The sequence below is a fragment of the Pseudomonas sp. NBRC 111127 genome (assembly GCF_001320345.1).
Taxonomy (GTDB): Bacteria; Pseudomonadota; Gammaproteobacteria; order Pseudomonadales; family Pseudomonadaceae; genus Aquipseudomonas; species Aquipseudomonas juntendi.
Genome location: NZ_BCBD01000053.1, coordinates 15,795 through 31,365, shown reverse-complemented (window position 1 = coordinate 31,365; position 15,571 = coordinate 15,795). Strand labels below are relative to the sequence as shown.

Annotated in this window: 13 protein-coding genes; 6 read left to right on the top strand and 7 right to left on the bottom strand. The window is 63.9% G+C overall.

The features are described 5' to 3' along the window. The first annotated feature begins 40 nt into the window (after positions 1 to 40). Genes APH30_RS12380 through APH30_RS12370 form a run of 3 tightly spaced genes read left to right on the top strand, consistent with a single transcriptional unit; the run spans position 41 to position 3,269 of the window. The gene (locus APH30_RS12380) at positions 41 to 514 is read left to right on the top strand and encodes a MarR family winged helix-turn-helix transcriptional regulator (RefSeq protein ID WP_009686669.1); all 474 of its coding nucleotides are present in this window, start codon (positions 41 to 43) and stop codon (positions 512 to 514) included. Between the two features lie 29 nt (positions 515 to 543). Beyond that, positions 544 to 1,737 (top strand): efflux RND transporter periplasmic adaptor subunit, encoded by a 1,194-nt coding sequence (locus APH30_RS12375; RefSeq protein ID WP_054912697.1) that lies wholly within the window; start codon positions 544 to 546, stop codon positions 1,735 to 1,737. After that, positions 1,734 to 3,269, top strand: a complete 1,536-nt coding sequence (locus tag APH30_RS12370; RefSeq protein ID WP_009686671.1) for a DHA2 family efflux MFS transporter permease subunit — start codon at positions 1,734 to 1,736, stop codon at positions 3,267 to 3,269. Before APH30_RS12375 ends, APH30_RS12370 begins: the two co-directional genes overlap by 4 nt. A gap of 104 nt (positions 3,270 to 3,373) precedes the next feature. On the opposite strand, the gene APH30_RS12365 is transcribed toward APH30_RS12370, so the two are convergent. The 4 genes from APH30_RS12365 to APH30_RS12350 form a co-directional block, all read right to left on the bottom strand. Continuing rightward, complete coding sequence (locus APH30_RS12365; RefSeq protein ID WP_054912698.1) at positions 3,374 to 4,996, bottom strand: PAS domain-containing sensor histidine kinase; 1,623 nt, start codon at positions 4,994 to 4,996, stop codon at positions 3,374 to 3,376. Between the two features lie 487 nt (positions 4,997 to 5,483). Continuing rightward, on the bottom strand, positions 5,484 to 6,893 hold the full coding sequence (gene mapR / locus APH30_RS12360; protein WP_054912696.1) for a GntR family transcriptional regulator MpaR: 1,410 nt from the start codon (positions 6,891 to 6,893) through the stop codon (positions 5,484 to 5,486). A 50-nt stretch (positions 6,894 to 6,943) separates the two neighbouring features. After that, positions 6,944 to 8,347: a cytochrome c oxidase accessory protein CcoG gene (gene ccoG, locus APH30_RS12355; protein ID WP_054912695.1), complete on the bottom strand. Its 1,404-nt coding sequence runs from the start codon at positions 8,345 to 8,347 to the stop codon at positions 6,944 to 6,946. Positions 8,348 to 8,467: 120 nt separating this feature from the next. Then, entirely contained in the window at positions 8,468 to 8,707 is a 240-nt protein-coding gene (locus APH30_RS12350) for a DUF3203 family protein (RefSeq protein WP_009686677.1), read from the bottom strand. A 187-nt stretch (positions 8,708 to 8,894) separates the two neighbouring features. Here APH30_RS12350 and APH30_RS12345 point away from each other — a divergent pair, with 187 nt between their 5' ends. Further along, positions 8,895 to 9,413 carry an MgtC/SapB family protein gene (locus APH30_RS12345; protein ID WP_009686678.1) on the top strand — a complete coding sequence of 173 codons (519 nt, stop codon included), beginning with the start codon at positions 8,895 to 8,897 and terminating at the stop codon, positions 9,411 to 9,413. A 530-nt stretch (positions 9,414 to 9,943) separates the two neighbouring features. On the opposite strand, the gene APH30_RS12340 is transcribed toward APH30_RS12345, so the two are convergent. The 3 genes from APH30_RS12340 to APH30_RS12330 form a co-directional block, all read right to left on the bottom strand. Continuing rightward, positions 9,944 to 10,843 carry a hydroxymethylglutaryl-CoA lyase gene (locus APH30_RS12340; RefSeq protein WP_029886492.1) on the bottom strand — a complete coding sequence of 300 codons (900 nt, stop codon included), beginning with the start codon at positions 10,841 to 10,843 and terminating at the stop codon, positions 9,944 to 9,946. Positions 10,844 to 10,862: 19 nt separating this feature from the next. Next, complete coding sequence (locus APH30_RS12335) at positions 10,863 to 11,261, bottom strand: MerR family DNA-binding transcriptional regulator (RefSeq protein WP_009686680.1); 399 nt, start codon at positions 11,259 to 11,261, stop codon at positions 10,863 to 10,865. A 108-nt stretch (positions 11,262 to 11,369) separates the two neighbouring features. Continuing rightward, positions 11,370 to 12,248 (bottom strand): helix-turn-helix domain-containing protein, encoded by an 879-nt coding sequence (locus tag APH30_RS12330; protein WP_054912694.1) that lies wholly within the window; start codon positions 12,246 to 12,248, stop codon positions 11,370 to 11,372. Positions 12,249 to 12,420: 172 nt separating this feature from the next. Between APH30_RS12330 and pobA the strand changes: the two genes are divergently transcribed. Next, a complete protein-coding gene (gene pobA / locus APH30_RS12325) occupies positions 12,421 to 13,608 on the top strand; it encodes a 4-hydroxybenzoate 3-monooxygenase (protein ID WP_054912693.1) in 1,188 nt (395 codons plus the stop codon). A 115-nt stretch (positions 13,609 to 13,723) separates the two neighbouring features. Next, positions 13,724 to 15,514 carry a gamma-glutamyltransferase gene (ggt, locus tag APH30_RS12320; protein WP_054912692.1) on the top strand — a complete coding sequence of 597 codons (1,791 nt, stop codon included), beginning with the start codon at positions 13,724 to 13,726 and terminating at the stop codon, positions 15,512 to 15,514. Positions 15,515 to 15,571: the final 57 nt, after the last annotated feature.

The following is a 15,571-nucleotide window of genomic DNA, read 5'->3' as shown; positions in this document are numbered from 1 at the left end:
AGGCAGTAATATTTTCACACAACTCCCCGAGCGGTTATCGATGGCCCATTTTTCCCCCGAAAACTTCCAGAGCTGCGCCATTGGCATGCTGCTGGGGCGCGCGGCGATCCTCAAGGACCGCATCCTCGACTGGCACCTGGAGTCGGAGGGCGTCACCGCCGCCCAGTTCAAGGTGTTGATCATCGTCACCCAGTACCAGGTGGATACGCCGGCCGAACTGTGTCGCTACCTCGGGCTGGACAGCGGTTCGATGACCCGCATGCTCGACCGCCTCGAGCAGAAGGAGCTGATCGTGCGTAACCGCTGCGCCGACGACCGGCGCCAGGTGCGCCTGGCGCTGACGGCCGATGGCCAGCGCCTGGCCGACCGCCTGCCGGAAATCGGCGCTGCCGCCATGAACGAACTGTGCGGCGTGCTGGCCCCAGAAGAGTTGCAGACCCTGGAAGGCCTGTTGGCCAAGGTCCTGCTCAATGCCGGCGACCCCTTGACGGTGCGCCGCTTCGGCGACCGTTGAACCCTGTCACGAATTTTCAAGGTATTGTCATGGCCACTTCCACAGACACCCCGACACCCTCCGCAGCGCCCGAGCCGTCGCGCAAGCGCAAGGCCTGGCTGCTTGGCCTGCTGTTGCTGCTGGTGCTTGCCGGCATCGGCACCTGGGCCTGGTACAGCCTAGTCGGCCGCTGGTATGAAAGCACCGACGACGCCTACGTCAACGGCAACGTGGTGGAGATCACCCCCTTGATCACCGGCACTGTGACCAGCATTGGCGCCGATGACGGCGACCTGGTGCATGCCGGCCAGGTGCTGCTGCAGTTCGACCCGGCCGACAGCCAGGTGGCCCTGCAGTCGGCCGAAGCCAACCTGGCGCGCACCGTGCGCCAGGTGCGCGGGCTGTACAGCAATGTCGACTCGCTCAAGGCCCAGCTGGCGACCCGCCAGGCCGAACTGCGCAAGGCACAGCAGGACTTCAACCGGCGCAAGGTGCTGGCCGACAGCGGTGCCATCGCTGCCGAGGAGCTGTCCCACGCCCGCGATGACCTGAGCGTGGCCCAGGCCGCGGTCAATAGCGCCCGCCAGCAACTGAGCACCAGCAGTGCCCTGGTCGACGACACCGTGGTGTCGTCGCACCCCGAGGTCATGGCGGCTGCGGCCGACCTGCGCCAGGCTTACCTCGACCACGCGCGCACTACCTTGGGGGCGCCGGTCACCGGGTATGTTGCCAAGCGGACCGTGCAGCTGGGTCAGCGCCTGCAGCCGGGCACCGCGACCATGGCGGTGATCCCGCTGGACCAGGTATGGATCGACGCCAACTTCAAGGAAACCCAGTTGCGCGACATGCGGATTGGCCAGCCGGTAGAGATCAGTGCTGACCTTTACGGCAGCGCAGTGACGTACAGCGGTACCGTCGACAGCCTCGGCGCAGGCACCGGCAGCGCCTTCGCCCTGCTACCGGCGCAGAACGCCACGGGCAACTGGATCAAGATCGTGCAGCGGGTGCCCGTGCGTATTCACCTGAACCCCGAGCAACTCAAGGACCACCCGCTGCGTATCGGTCTGTCCACCGTGGTCGAGGTCAACCTGCACGACCAGAGCGGCCCGACCCTTGCCCAGCAACCGCCGCAGAAGGCCAGCTATACCACTGAGGTTTATGACCGCCAGCTGGGCGAAGCCGATACCCTGATTGCCAAGCTGATCCACGAAAACAGCGCCCCTGGCAAGACGGCGCAGCGATGAGCGATAACGCCGCAGCGCAGTTCACCCCGCCGAGCCTGCTGCTGACCACCATCGGCCTGTCGCTGGCCACGTTCATGCAGGTGCTCGACACCACCATTGCCAACGTGGCCTTGCCGACCATTTCCGGCAACCTGGGCGTCAGCTACGAGCAGGGCACCTGGGTCATCACGTCATTCGCGGTGAGCAATGCCATTGCCTTGCCGCTCACCGGCTGGCTGAGCCGGCGTTTTGGTGAGGTGAAGCTCTTCATCTGGGCCACGTTGCTGTTCGTGCTGGCCTCGTTCCTGTGTGGTATCGCCCAGTCCATGCCGGAGCTGGTCGGCTTCCGCGTGCTGCAGGGCGTGGTGGCCGGGCCGCTGTATCCCATGACCCAGACCCTGCTGATTGCCGTCTACCCGCCGGCGAAACGGGGGATGGCCCTGGCGCTGCTGGCGATGGTCACGGTGGTGGCGCCGATTGCCGGGCCGATTTTGGGTGGCTGGATCACCGACAGCTACAGCTGGCCATGGATCTTCTTCATCAACGTGCCGATCGGCCTGTTCGCTGCTGCAGTAGTGCGCCAGCAAATGCGCACCCGGCCGGTGGTGACCAGCCGCCAGCCGATGGACTACATCGGCCTGCTGACACTGATCATTGGCGTGGGTGCGTTGCAGGTGGTGCTGGACAAGGGTAACGACCTGGACTGGTTCGAGTCGTCGTTCATCATCGCCGGTAGCCTGATATCGGTGGTGTTCCTGGCGGTGTTCGTGATCTGGGAGCTGACCGACCGCCACCCGGTGGTGAACCTGCGGCTGTTCGTGCACCGCAATTTTCGCGTAGGCACGCTGGTGCTGGTCGGGGGGTATGCCGGGTTCTTCGGTATCAACCTGATCCTGCCGCAGTGGTTGCAGACGCAAATGGGCTACACCGCCACCTGGGCGGGCCTTGCGGTGGCGCCGATCGGCTTGCTGCCGGTGATCATGTCACCGTTCGTGGGCAAGTACGCGCACCGCTTCGACCTGCGCGTGCTGGCGGGGCTGGCGTTCCTGGCAATCGGGGGCAGCTGCTATATGCGCGCCGGGTTCACCAGCGAGGTGGATTTCCAGCATGTGGCACTGGTGCAGTTGTTCATGGGGATCGGGGTCGCGTTGTTCTTCATGCCGACCTTGAGCATCCTGCTGTCCGACCTGCCGCCGCAGCAGATCGCCGACGGCTCGGGGCTGGCCACCTTCCTGCGGACTTTGGGCGGCAGCTTTGCGGCGTCGTTGACCACCTGGATCTGGATTCGCCGGGCGGACCAGCATCATGCTTACCTGAGCGAGAACATCAGCCAGTTCGACCCGACCACGCGGCATACCCTCGAACAGCTGGGTGGGGCCAACCCGCAGAGTTATGCGCAGCTTGAGCAGATACTCAACGGGCAGGCCTACATGATGTCCACGGTGGACTACTTCACCCTGATGACCTGGGTGTTCGCCGGGTTGATCCTGTTGGTGTGGTTCGCCAAGCCACCGTTCACCGCCAAGGCGGGGCCGGCGTCGGCGGGGCATTGATGCCGTTGTGCAGGTTGGCACGCGGTGGCGGCTGCCACTTGCGCCTCCCTCTTATGCCACCGGCAGGTTCATCGACCTGGGCGGCGGGCGCTGAGCCGTGCCGCTCAGCGTGACAACGGCGTGCCGGCCAGCATCCGCGCCACCAGGTCGCTGAGCTGTGCCAGCTCGAAGGGCTTGTGCAGGACCGCGAAACGACGTGCTGTGGGCAGCTCCGGTTGCTCGCTGGTATAGCCGGTGATGAACACCACCGGCGTGGTTTCCGGCAGGCCGTTGCCCAGTGGCTGACCATCCAGCCCCCCAGGCAGGCCGATATCGGTGATCAACAAGTCCGGCTCCAGGCCGCCCTGCAGTGCGGCCACGGCGTGTTGACCATCGACGAATGCATGCACGTCGTGGCCTTGCTCCTGCAGAATTTCGCTGATGACCAGGCGCATGGTTTCCTGGTTCTCCACCAGCATGATCAGGTTGGCCGTTCTGGCAGGCATGGGCGGTGGGGGTTGGTGCAACGCCGGCGGGGCCGCCACCTGGGTGTCGTCCCTGGGCAGGTAGATATCGATGCAGGTTCCTTTACCCGGCACACTGTCGATTTGCAGCTGGCCCCTGGATTGCCGGATGAAGCCGTAGACAATTGACAGCCCCAGCCCAGAACCCTGGCCAAGCGGCTTGGTGGTGAAGAACGGTTCCGATGCCCGCTGCATCACGTTGGCTGGCATGCCGATACCCGAGTCGCTGACGCTGATCCGTACATAGTCGCCACACGGCAGGTCAAGGCTGAGGGCCTGCTCGTGGGTCAGTGTCTGGTTGGCACTGCCAATGCACAGCGTGCCGCCTGAGGGCATGGCATCGCGGGCATTGATGCACAGGTTGAGCAAGGAGCTCTCCAGCTGCGAGAGGTCGACGCGAACCGGCCACGCACCCGGCTGGGTCTGGTCGTTGAAATGAATGCCCGCATGCAGCGAGTTGATGATCAGTTCGCGCATGCCAGCCAGCAACTGATGCACATCCACCGCTTGGGGCGTCAGTACCTGTTGGCGGGCAAATGCCAATAGCCGCTGTACCACCGCCGCGGCCCGTTGGGCGTCCTGGCGGGCCGCGCCAAGCAACCGCGCGGCTTCGGGGTAGCGCTGTTCATCCTGGCGTTGAATGGCGCTTTCCAGGGCAGCCAGGATGCTGCCCAGGAAATTGTTGAAGTCGTGGGCAATACCGCCGGTCAACTGACCGACTGCTTCCATCTTCTGCGACTGGACCAGGGCACTTTCAATCTTGCGCAGGCGCTGCTGTTCGTTTACGCGCTCGGTGATGTCGTAGGCGAACAGGTAGCCACCCTGAATCATCAAGCGGTTATCACGCAACGGGTTGTAGCGGATTTCGTAGTGCCGCAGTGCTTCAGGCGGCCCCACGGCAATGTTGTCGACGAAGGCCTCGCCCGCCATTATGCGCGGCCAGACCGGTGCCAGCTGGCTCATGATATCGGGCTGGCGCGCCAGCAACTGCGGAATGTGGTCGCCGACCTGGGGGACGAACCCGCGCAGGCGCAGGAACGTTTCCTGCGCTGTGCGATTGATGGCCAGCAGCCTGAGGTTGCAGTCGGCAGCAAATACATTGGCCAGGCTGTGGTCGACCAATTCCCCCAGCAGCTTGTTGTTTGCGTCTGCCTGGTCGACACGTTCGGCCAGTTGCTGATTGATTGCCTGCAGCCGGTGCACGCTGACTTGCGCGGCTGGCATGCCGGTAAAGATCACGGCCACCCGTTTATCGCTGGCAGGCTCCAGCCGGTGCACCGACAGGCTCAACCAGCGATCGGTCGCGGCCAGCCGTTCTTCGAACTGCAACGCACGGCCGCTGCGCGCCACTTCGGCGAAGCGGGGCAGCCAGGTATCGACTTCGTTCGGGATCAGTTCACGGGCGGTCTGGCCCATCTGCTTGGCATGGGCAGTGTGACGAAGGCAGGCCTCATTGCTGAGGATGTAGCGGTAGTCATGGACCTGCCCGTTATCGTCCTCCAGCAGCTCCAGTACACAAAACCCCTCTTCCATGTGCTGGAGCAAGACGTCCTGGCAGGCCGCTTTCAGGCGCAGCTCAGCAACCTGGGCCTCCAGTTCGAGCACCTTGTCGTGAAGTGCCTGCGTGCGAGAAGCGGCATCGTCCTGAACCATGCTGAGCGCCCTCGGTGATGGATCGCACTACTATAGTTACCCTGATTGCCATTTGCCTTCAAAATGACCGAATGATCCGCCCCAGGGTTTCCATGGCTTGTTCGGCGGCGGCGTTCCAGGGGCTGCCGTAGTTAAGGCGAATGCAGTTGCCGAAGCGTCGGGTGGGTGAAAAGATCGGCCCGGGGGCGATGCTGATGCCTTGAGCCAGGGCCATGTGGAACAGTTTGAGGGCGTCCATTTGCTCGGGCAGCTCCAGCCACAGGAAATAACCCCCCGAGGGCTGGCTGACCCGCGTCTGGGCCGGGAAGTACCGGGCGATAGCGGCGAGCATGTTGGCCTGTTGGCCTTCCAGTGCGTAGCGCAGTTTGCGCAGGTGGCGGTCGTAGCCGCCGTGCTGCAGATAATCGGCGATGGCGGCCTGGGCAGGCATCGAGGCACACAGGGACGTCATCAGCTTCAGCCGCTCGATTTTCTGCGCGTAACGCCCGGCCGCGACCCAGCCAATGCGGTAGCCAGGGGCCAGGCTCTTGGCGAACGAGCCGCAGTGCATCACCAGCCCCTGGGTATCGAACGCCTTGGCCGGCTTGGGCGCCTGCTGCGCGTAGTACAGCTCGGCGTAAACGTCGTCCTCGATTAGGGGCACCTGGTGCCGTGCCAGCAGTTGTACCAGTGCCTGCTTGTTCGCCTCTGGCATGCTGGCGCCGACCGGGTTCTGGAAGTTGGTCATGCACCACACGGCTTTGACCGGGTGCTTGTCCAGGGTTTGCGCAAGCACCTCCAGGTCCATGCCCTGGCGCGGGTGCACCGGGATTTCCACTGCCTTGAGCTTGAGCCGCTCCAGCACCTGCAGGCAGGCATAGAACGCGGGCGCTTCGATGGCGACCAGGTCGCCCGGCTGGGTGACCGCCTGCAGGCACAGGTTCAACGCCTCCAGGGCGCCGTTGGTGATCAGCAGTTCCTCCATGGGCAGCATCAGCCCGCCAACCATGTAGCGCAGCGCGATCTGGCGGCGCAGCTGCGGGTTGCCGGGTGACAGGTCGGTCACCACCATGCGCGGGTCCATGCTGCGGCTGGCGCTGGCCAGCGAGCGTGACAGGCGTTGCAGCGGGAACAGCTCGGGGCTGGGGAAGGCGGAGCCGAACGCCACGGTGTTGGGGTCCTTGATCGAGTCGAGGATGGAGAACACCAGGGCACTGACGTCGACATCGGTGGACTCGCTGACCGGCTGCAGCGGCTGCGGCTCGCAGAACTGGCGCGGCGCGTGGGCGTTGACGAAGTACCCCGAGCGTGGCCTGGCGCGGATCAGCCCGCGCCGTTCCAGCAGGTAATAGGCCTGGAACACCGTGGACGGGCTGACCCCGTGCGTCTGGCTGGCGTAGCGCACCGAGGGCACCCGCTGGCCGGGGCCCAGCACCCCGGAGCGGATCAGTTCGGCAATATCGTCGGCGAAGCGTTCGTAGCGTTTCATTCTGGCCTTCTGTCGAAGCCTGGCAGGCAAGGTGGTTGGAGTGTAAGGGATCAGCGGTTCATGGGTGCGACGAAGCGGCTGTGGGCCACGCTGCGTATGGCGGGGTCGTCACGTTCGCTGATGACAAAACTGAGTGTCTGCGAACTGCTGGTCGGCCGCTCGGCGAGCATTGCCACCGACACCGGCAGTTCGCTCATTTCGCCTGCGGGGATGACCAGTGCGGTGTCGCCCTGCAAGGTGAAGCCATCGGCATCCTGCAGGCGCAGCAGGTAGTGTTGGGTGCGCTCGGTCTTGTTGATGACCTTGAGCAGGTAGATGTTCTCGATCTGGCCCTGGGCGTTTTCGCGGAACAGGCCGCGGTCCTTGATCACATCCAGCGACACCATCGGGCGCAGCTGCAAGGCCAGCACCAGCGCTGCCAGCATGACCACCAGCGCAGTGGCATAGCCCAGCAGGCGTGGCCGCAGCCAGTGGGTGGAGCCGCCTTGCAGGCTGTGTTCGGACTTGTAGCCGATCAGCCCGCGGGCATAGCCCATTTTGTCCATGACCCCGTCGCAGGCATCGATGCACGCCGCGCAACCGATGCAGGCCATCTGCAAACCGTCGCGGATATCGATACCGGTGGGGCAGACCTGCACACACAGGGTACAGTCGATGCAGTCGCCCAAGCCTTGGGCGCGAGCATCGCTGCCTTTTCTGCGCGGGCCACGAGCCTCGCCACGGCGTGGGTCATAGGCAACTGCCAGGGTGTCCTTGTCGAACATCACGCTCTGGAACCGAGCATACGGGCACATGTGCAGGCACACTGCCTCGCGCAGCAGGCCGGCATTGATGTAGGTGGCCGCGGTGAAGAACAGTACCCAGAACAACGCTACGCCGCCCAATTGCAAGGTCAGCAGTTCTGCAGCCAGCGGGCGGATCGGGGTGAAATAGCCCACGAAGGTCAGCCCTGTGGCCACGCCAATGGCCAGCCACAGGCAGTGCTTGGCCGTGCGCCGGGCCAGTTTGTTCAGGCCCCAGGGGGCGGCGGCCAGCCTGATGCGCTTATTGCGGTCGCCCTCGGTGACTTTTTCGCACCACATGAACAGCCACGTCCAGGTACTTTGCGGGCAGCTGTAGCCACACCACACCCGGCCGGCGTAAACGGTCGCGGCGAACAGGCCGAAGGCACAGATGATCAGCAGCGCCGACAGCAGAATGAAATCCTGGGGCCAGAAGGTCGCGCCAAAGATGTGGAACTTGCTGTTGGCCAGGTCCCACAGCACGGCCTGGCGGCCGTTCCAGTCGAGCCAGGCGGTGCCGAAGAACAGCAAGAAAAGCGCGCCAGCGAAACCCACGCGCAGGTTACGGTACAGCCCGGTGAAGCTGCGGGTGTAAATGCCGCTGTCGGTGCGGCGCGTTTTGACGCTGGTTGCGGGGGTGTCGATCTCTGTGCAAAGAATTCTGTCAGTCATGGGCGGGTGCTCATCAGGCCTCGATCAGGCATGAGCACTATGGCGCCGAAACTGTTAGCAGCACAGGTTCAGATTTTGCGCCAAAAACCATATCAGATACTGCGCAGGCGTCGCCGGCCCCTAGATGACCGAGCCTGGAGCACTGGCCTTGAGGTGCCTGCGGCTATCCACCGCACCTGCTACCGTCAAGGCGTCGGCCTCGGCTTCGGTGATGGGCACGCGTTTGTCGTCGTGCAGTGCCACCGACATGCGCAACTGTTCGTCGGTAATGATTTCGATATCCGGGCCAGCACACTCGATACGCAGGTTTTCACCCGTCAAGGTGCAACGGCGGGTGGCTTCATCGATTTCAACGGGCATGGTCAGGCCTCCTGGGTGGGTTACAGGGTGGACCGCGAGGGGGGCGGGGTCGTTGCATCGGCGGGCTGAGTGGCACTTTGCACGGCGGCTGGCGGTCAGTGTCTATACACAGCAAGCCCGGCTGCTTGCAGGCACACCCTGCGCACTGCCGGGCAGGTAGCACAATGCTCAGCATGGGAACCAGGCAATGGAGCTGATCTGGCAGGTAATACAGGCAGAATTCGCCGATGTGACCGACGCGAGTGAGGTCACGCGCATTCTTTTACGGCTGTTGATGGCAGCGGTGCTTGGTGCAGTACTGGGGTTCGAGCGCGAACACAGGGGCAAGTCGGCGGGCGTACGCACGCACATGCTGGTGTCGCTGGGGGCCGCGCTTTTCGTGCTGGCACCGAGCATGGCCGGGGCCGATGCACAAGCCCTGAGCCGGGTGATACAGGGTATCGTCGCCGGTATCGGCTTTCTGGGTGCGGGCACCATCCTCAAAGGCAACGGCAAGGACACCAGCCATGTGAAGGGGCTGACCACGGCCGCAGGTTTGTGGATGACCGCTGCCATTGGTACGGCCGCTGGCATGGGCCGCGAAGCCACAGCGCTGATCAGCACGGTGCTGGCCCTGCTGGTGCTGGCCACGATGCCGGTGCTGGTGGACAAGTTCGAGGGGGAAAACGAGGATAAACAGAAGGAGGAAGAGGGCAGGAAGCACTGAGGGGAGCCGAAGCTCCCCTCAAAGCGTTGTTGCCTGCTCTTTTTTTATTATTGGGACTGGCCTGTTGTTGTTTTTGTCGGCGTGTCCTGGTGTTGCGGGCGACCCCCATGCGGGGTCAAGAGCAAACGTATTTTTTTGAGCGCTGACCTGCTTTCATCATTGCTGATCCGAACCTGGCTGCTGCTACCTCGAGGTAGTTTTGTTGTTCTGTGCCAGACCGCGGGGCGGGCCCCTGAAAAGACTGCCTACTCCAAAAAAATCTGCTTGCTGCGCCTCTGCCGTGTTGTTCTTGTTATGTCAGAGCCGTTATCTGTTGTTTTTATTGGGTGTCGCATTTTTTTTGTTGTTGTACGAAAGATATAGCAGGCAGCGTGCCAACTTTTGAATATCTTTTAAAATCAAGCATTTAGCGGATTTTGAAAAAAATGCAGGGCCCGAATTTTTGTCGATTTGTTTCCCTGTTACCCGATTTTTCGCTGTGGAATGGGGGGCGGTAACACTCACCCACACCTCTGTGACACCTTCATGACCTACTGCGCCATGCGCGCCCGCGCCACCCGTGAACCGTTGCTGCGGCCCAGTACCTGGCTGATGCGCTGCCCAGCGGCAATCAGCCGGTCCAGGTCGATGCCGGTTTCGATGCCGAGCCCCTGCAACAGGTAAAGCACATCCTCGCTGGCGATATTGCCGGTGGCGCCCTTGGCATACGGGCAACCGCCCAGGCCGGCGACCGAGCTGTCGAACACATTGATGCCTTCGAGCAGGCTGGCGTAGACATTGGCCAGGGCCTGGCCATACGTGTCATGGAAGTGCCCGGCCAGTTGCTCGCGTGGCACCTGCGCCGACACCACCTCGAACAGGCGCCGGGTGTCGCCGGCGGTGCCAGTGCCGATGGTGTCGCCCAGCGATACCTCGTAGCAGCCCATGTCGCGCAGCTCGCGGGCAATCGGTGCCACCTGCTCGGCGCTGACCTTGCCCTCGTAGGGGCAGCCCAGCACGCACGACACATAGCCACGCACCCGCACACCGTGGCTGCGGGCAGCTGCCATGATCGGTTCGAAGCGCTTGAGGCTGTCGCTGACCGAGCAGTTGATGTTGCGCTGCGAGAACGCTTCGGTGGCCGCGGCGAACACTGCCACTTCCTTTACCCCTGCGGCCAGTGCGTCTTCAAAACCGCGCAGGTTCGGTGCCAGCGCTGCATAGGTAACACCTGGGCGCTGCTGGATGCCGGCAAACACTTCGGCCGAGCCGGCCATTTGCGGGACCCACTTGGGCGACACGAAACTGCCCACTTCAATGTAGGCCAGGCCCGCTTCGGTGAGGTCGTCTACCAGGCGCACCTTGGCGCTGACGCTGATGGGTTGGGCTTCGTTCTGCAGGCCGTCGCGGGGGCCGACTTCGACCAGGCGCACGTGGTTGGGCAGGGACATGGTGGTTTTCCTGTGACGTTCAGCGGTTGTCTGTGTTGTTGAGGGTGGCGGCCAGTGCTTGCTCGCAGCGTTCCTGGGCCGTGTCCAGCTCCAGTTGCATCTGGTGAATGTCGAGCAGTTGCTGCTCCAGCTGCGCGCGGCGTTCGGCGATTTTCGCCAGCATGCTGTTGAGCTGTTTGAGGTTGCCGCTGGTGGGGTCGTACAGCTCGATCAGCTCGCGGCACTCGGCCAGGGAAAAGCCGATACGCTTGCCACGCAATATGAGCTTCAGGCTGACCTTGTCGCGCGCCGAATAGATACGTTCCAGGCCCCGGCGCTCCGGGCTCAACAGGCCCTGTTCCTCGTAGAAGCGGATGGCGCGGGTGGTGATGTCCAGTTCGCGGGACAGGTCGGAGATGCTGTAGGTCTGCGTGCTCATGCTGGGGCTCGGGCGAAAGTATCCGGGTATCCTGAGGCCAGCTTGACGTAAACGTCAAGCAAGCGCGAGCGTGGGCATGGCCTGCGGACCTGGGGCCAGGCAGGCCGATCATTCAGGCTGCACTGCCCGCCGATACGCATTGGGCGTTTGCCCACTCAGGCGCTTGAACCAGCGGGCAAAGTAGGTGGGGTCGCTGAACCCCAGGCTGTCGGACAACTGGCCGATGCTCATGCGTGTGTAAACCAGGCTGCGCCGCGCCTCGAGCAACAGGCGCTGGTGCACCACTTGCAACGCCGTCTGCCCGCTCAGCGCCCGGCACAGCTGGTTCAACTGCAGGCTCTGCACATTCAGCCGTGCGGCGAATGCCTCTATCGACAAGTGCTCGCGGTAGTGCGCTTCGACCAGGCGCAAATACTGCCCCAGCAACTGGCGGTCGCGTTCATCGCGCGTGCGCGGGGCCTGCCCAAGCTGCTGACGGCGGCTGATCCACACCATCAGGGCGGTCACCAACGCCTCCAGCATGGCGGCCCGCGATGGGGCGTTGCCCTGGTATTCCTGCTGCAAGGTCTCGATCAGGCTGCGCAGGTGCGCGCGATCCCGGCCCAGCGGGTAGCTTACCGGCTTGGACAACACCGCCAGCGGTGCGCCCAGGCGCTGCTCAAGGTTGGCCACCAGCGCGGCGCCAAAAGTGAGCACGTGGCCCTGGATGTCGGCACTGAAGCGAAAGCCATGCACGGTCAGGGGGGGCACCACCTGGATCGCGGCGTCGCTTATGGCAGTGCGGGTGCCCTCGATTTCCACCTGGGCCTGCCCGCGTTGCACGTACAGCAATTGAAACAGCTCGGCATGTTGGTGGGGCTTAATCTCCCAGTGGTGCAGGCGGCTGCGTGCCGGGATCGGCTCACAGTGCAGCAGGTCGGTACCAGGCCAGGCCTGGTTTTCCCCATACAACTTGAACAGCGGAACGCCGGGGAGGGTGGATTTCATCAGCTTTGGCCTGTCCGTTAATCGAACGTTTTTTGTAAAAGTGCAGGTTTCGCATGGAATAGCACAGCTCAGTTGCGGTTTTTGCCCGTAAAAATGCAAAGGCAAACCCTAACAGCAGATGCCGCGCCACCGCCAGTGCAGGGCCGGTATCGTTCCAACAGAGACAACAACAATGAAAACTCAGGTTGCAATCATTGGCGCGGGCCCGTCGGGCCTGCTGCTGGGTCAACTGCTGCATAACGCCGGTATCGACACGGTGATCGTCGAGCGCCAGACCGCCGAGTACGTGCTGGGCCGCATCCGCGCCGGGGTGCTGGAGCAGGGCACGGTCGACCTGCTGCGCGAGGCCGGTGTGGCCGAACGTATGGACCGCGAAGGCCTGGTGCACGAAGGGGTCGAGCTGCTGGTTGGCGGGCGCCGCCAGCGCCTGGATCTCAAGGCCCTGACCGGCGGCAAGACGGTGATGGTCTATGGCCAGACCGAAGTTACCCGTGACCTGATGCAGGCCCGTGAAGCCAGCGGGGCCCCCATCTTCTATTCGGCCAGCAATGTTCAGCCGCATGAGCTCAAGGGCGAGAAGCCCTACCTGACCTTTGAAAAAGACGGTCAGGTCCAGCGCCTGGATTGCGATTACATTGCTGGGTGTGACGGCTTCCATGGGGTTTCCCGGCAGAGCATTCCCGAGGGTGTGCTCAAACAATACGAACGGGTATACCCCTTCGGCTGGCTGGGCCTGCTGGCGGATACACCGCCGGTCAACCATGAACTGATCTATGCCCACCACGCCCGCGGTTTCGCGCTGTGCAGCCAACGTTCGCAAACCCGCAGCCGCTACTACCTGCAAGTGCCGCTGCAAGACCGTGTCGAGGAGTGGCCCGACGAGCGCTTCTGGGCCGAACTGAAAGCGCGTTTGCCTGCCGAGGTGGCAGCGGACCTGGTCACAGGCCCGGCCCTGGAGAAGAGCATCGCGCCGCTGCGCAGCCTGGTGGTGGAACCGATGCAGTATGGCCACCTGTTCCTGGTCGGCGATGCCGCGCATATCGTGCCGCCAACCGGGGCCAAGGGGTTGAACCTGGCAGCCTCGGACGTCAACTACCTGTACCGGATTTTGCTCAAGGTGTACCGCGAGGGGCGTACCGAGCTGTTGCAGCAGTATTCGCCCCTGGCCCTGCGCCGGGTATGGAAGGGCGAGCGTTTCAGCTGGTTCATGACCCAACTGCTGCACGACTTCGGCAGCCACAAGGACGCCTGGGACCAGAAGATGCAAGAGGCTGATCGCGAGTACTTCCTGACCTCGCCGGCAGGTTTGCTGAACATTGCCGAAAACTATGTGGGCCTGCCGTTCGAAGAGGTGGTTTGAGGCTGCCGCCTCCCGCTGACGAGGCCGGGAGCCAGGAAAATCGCGCAAAAGCTTGAACTCGGGTTTGGCCATGACCCACAGTGGCGGGCTGAATGGGTGAAGCAGGAAGCACGCGATGACATTTTCCAAGCCACTGCTCGTGGCCCTGTGGCTGCTGGCTGCCAGCGGGGCGGCGAAGGCCGAGCAGGTGCTGCCAGTTGCACCGGAACTGGCTTCCGGGTACCGCACCGGCCTGCAGCCGGTGCACGCCAGCCGGCACATGGTGGCCGCTGCCAACCCGCTGGCCAGCGAAGCGGGGCGGGCGATACTGCGGGCCGGTGGCAGCGCCATCGACGCTGCCATCGCCATGCAAATGGTGCTGACCCTGGTCGAGCCGCAGTCCAGTGGCATTGGCGGTGGGGCTTTCATCCTGTATTGGGATGGCGAGCGCGTGCAGGCATTCGACGGCCGCGAGGCAGCCCCGGCGGGGGTCACGGAACAACTGTTTCTGCAGGCCGATGGTGAGCCGATGCCGTTCCGCCAGGCGCAGATCGGTGGCCGCTCGGTGGGGGTGCCGGGTGTGCTGCGGGCGTTGCAGGTGGCCCACCAGCGCTATGGCAAGCTGCCCTGGCGCGACCTGTTTGCACCGGCCATCGCGTTGGCCCGCAGCGGCTTTGCGGTTTCCCCGCGCTTGCACACGTTGATAGCCGGTGACCCGTTCATTGCCCAGTCACCGGCCATGGCGCGTTACTTTCTGGATGAACAGGGCAGGCCCTTGCCAGTGGGGGCTACCCTGCGCAACCCGGCGCTTGCCCAAACCCTGGAGCTGATCGCTGCGCACGGCGCCGATGTGTTCTACAGCGGCGAGATTGCCCAGGCCATGGTGGCCCAGGTGCGCAGCCATGCCAATCCCGGTTACCTGTCGCTGCAGGACTTGCAGCAGTACCAGGCCAGGCAGCGCGAGCCGGTATGCGGCCCCTACAAGGCCTGGCAAATTTGCGGCGTGCCGCCGCCGTCTTCCGGCGGGGTAACGGTGTTGCAGACCCTGGGCATCCTTGAAGCCGCTCAACGGGCCGTGCCTGCGCATGACCTGGCTGGGTTGCGGCCGCAGCCCACTTCATCCCCGGCGGGCATTGAAGCAGCGCCAATGGCCGTGCATCTGGTCGCCGAGGCCGAGCGCCTGGCCTATGCCGACCGCGCCCAGTACCTGGCAGACAGCGATTATGTGCCCGTGCCGGTCAAGGCCCTCACCCACCCGGCCTACCTGGCCAGCCGCGCCGCCTTGATCGGGGCACACAGCATGAGGCGTGCGCGCCCAGGCCAGCCGCCTGGTGTCGACCTGGCCCTGGCGCCGGACCGTTCGCCCCTGCGCATTTCTACCTCGCACCTGAGCGCAGTGGATGACAGCGGTCATGCCCTGGCCATGACCACCTCGGTCGAGGCCGCGTTCGGCGCGCACGTGATGGTCAGAGGCTTCCTGCTCAACAACACCCTGACCGACTTTTCGTTCATCGCGCAGGAGCGTGGCCGGCCTGTGGCCAACCGGGTACAACCTGGCAAGCGGCCGCTGTCGGCCATGGCGCCGACCCTGGTATTTTCCCGCGCTAGCGGGGAGCTGGTGGCCAGCCTGGGTTCGCCGGGGGGCTCACAGATCATCGGTTACGTGAACAAGGCACTGCTCGGCCTGCTGGATTGGCAACTGGACCCGCAGCAGGCTGCCGGCCTGCCCAATTTCGGCAGCCGCAATGCCGGCACGGAAGTGGAAGCAGGGCTGGCCAGCCCGGCACTGGTCCGCCAGTTGGCGGCCTGGGGCCACGAGGTCACGCCAATGACCATGACCAGCGGCATGCAGATCATCCAGCGCACCGCTGACGGCTGGGTTGGAGGGGCCGATCCGCGGCGCGAAGGGGTCGCCCTCGGCGACTGAGCAGGGCGTTGCAGGGCCTGGGATAGCGTGATAGAAGTCTGTCTTGTCATTCATTAG